2 protein-coding genes are annotated in these 1,676 nt (G+C 36.7%); both read left to right on the top strand.

The features are described 5' to 3' along the window. Positions 1 to 229 (top strand): phage tail protein (locus tag OF897_RS21480; RefSeq protein WP_267267710.1); only part of this gene is annotated, 229 nt, incomplete at its 5' end. Positions 230 to 252: 23 nt separating this feature from the next. Beyond that, positions 253 to 1,596, top strand: a complete 1,344-nt coding sequence (locus OF897_RS21475) for a phage tail sheath family protein (protein WP_267267709.1) — start codon at positions 253 to 255, stop codon at positions 1,594 to 1,596. The last annotated feature ends 80 nt before the right edge of the window (positions 1,597 to 1,676 follow it).

The following is a 1,676-nucleotide window of genomic DNA, read 5'->3' as shown; positions in this document are numbered from 1 at the left end:
TGATAACGAATATTTTGAATGGTTTCAAACCATCCAGTTGAATACAGTAGAAAGAAGATCAATTACTATTTCACTTTTAGACGAAAACGGCGAGCCTGCAGTAACATGGAAAGTGAAAAATGCATTCCCTCTTAAGATGAATGCAACAGACCTGAAAGCAGAAGGTAATGAGGTTGCTATCGAAACTTTAGAAATTGCACACGAAGGTTTAACTATTGAAAATAACTAATTATTAACTAAAAATTAAAAAAAATGAATTACAAAACACCTGGAGTTTACGTAGAGGAAATTGCAAAATTCCCACCATCTGTAGCACAAGTAGAAACGGCTATTCCTGCTTTTATTGGATATACTGAAAAAGGGCCAAAAAATGAGCCAACAAGAATCTCTTCTATGTTGGAGTACGAAGCACTTTTTGGAAAAGCAAAAAATGAAACGTTTTCACTTAATGAAGTTCCAGCGACTACAACTCCTACAGTTAAACCTAGAACTGTTACTGCAGAATTAGACACACCTAATCCTTTCAAAATGTATTATGCGATGCAAATGTATTTTGCAAATGGTGGTGGATCATGTTATATCGTTTCTGCAGGAACAGCAGCAGGATATCCAGCTTCAGTAGCGAAAGTTGATTTGGAAAAAGGTCTTAATACTTTAGAAAAAGAAGACGAGCCAACTCTTATTGTTTTCCCGGATGCTGAAGGTTTAGCTTCAGAAAATGAAGCTTATCAATTGTATAATTCAGCCTTAGATCAGGCAGAATTAATGAAAGACAGATTCATTATTATGGACGTTCTTGGAAGTGTTTCTGCATTCAGAACTGCAGGTCCTAGTTCTGGTCCAAGCGGTGAGCGTCTAAAATATGGAGCTGCTTATTATCCAAAATTAGAAACAGTTTTAACTTATAGCTATGACCCGGAGGTTGTTGAGGTTTCAGGTGAAACTTTAGAGCATTGGAAAACTAATGACTCAGAATTGTACAACTTAGCTAAAGCAGCTATCGAGTCTATTAAAGTTGTTATTGCTCCATCATCTTCAATGGCAGGAGTTTATGCCAAAGTTGACAGCACTTCAGGAGTATTCAAGGCACCGGCTAATGTTGGACTTAATTATGTTGTAGCACCAACAGAAAAAATTTCTCACGAAGATCAAGAAATTCTTAACGTACATCCAGAAGCTGGAAAATCAATCAACGCAATCAGAACTTTTACAGGAAAAGGAACATTAGTTTGGGGAGCAAGAACACTGGATGGAAACAGCAACGAATGGAGATATATCTCAGTACGTCGTTTCTTCAATATGGTGGAAGAGTCTGTAAAAAAAGCTACAGAACGTTTCGTTTTCGAACCTAATACAGCCAATACATGGATTCGTGTACAAACGATGATTGAGAATTTCCTTAACCAACAATGGCAAGACGGCGCATTGGCAGGAAGCAAGCCGGAAGAAGCTTATTACGTAAGTGTTGGTTTGAATAAAACAATGTCTGCTCAGGATATTTTAGAAGGAAGAATGGTCATTGAAATCGGGATGGCCGCAGTACGTCCTGCTGAATTTATTGTGCTTCGCTTTTCACACAAACTACAGGAAGCATAAAATAATTTAAACTAAATAACAAAAAATATAAATAAAATTATGAGTACATATCCATTAGTAAAGTTTGCCTTTGAAGTAGA

Origin of the sequence: Chryseobacterium formosum (assembly GCF_026460885.1) — a bacterium.
GTDB lineage: Bacteria > Bacteroidota > Bacteroidia > Flavobacteriales > Weeksellaceae > Chryseobacterium > Chryseobacterium formosus.
The sequence above is the reverse complement of the archived record's forward strand: the minus strand, read 5'-3'. Positions and strand labels throughout refer to the sequence as shown.

Bases quoted from the DNA above. Each gene is read 5' to 3' on its own strand.
- OF897_RS21475 (WP_267267709.1), top strand. From the start codon at position 253: ATGAATTACAAAACACCTGGAGTTTACGTAGAGGAAATTGCAAAATTC.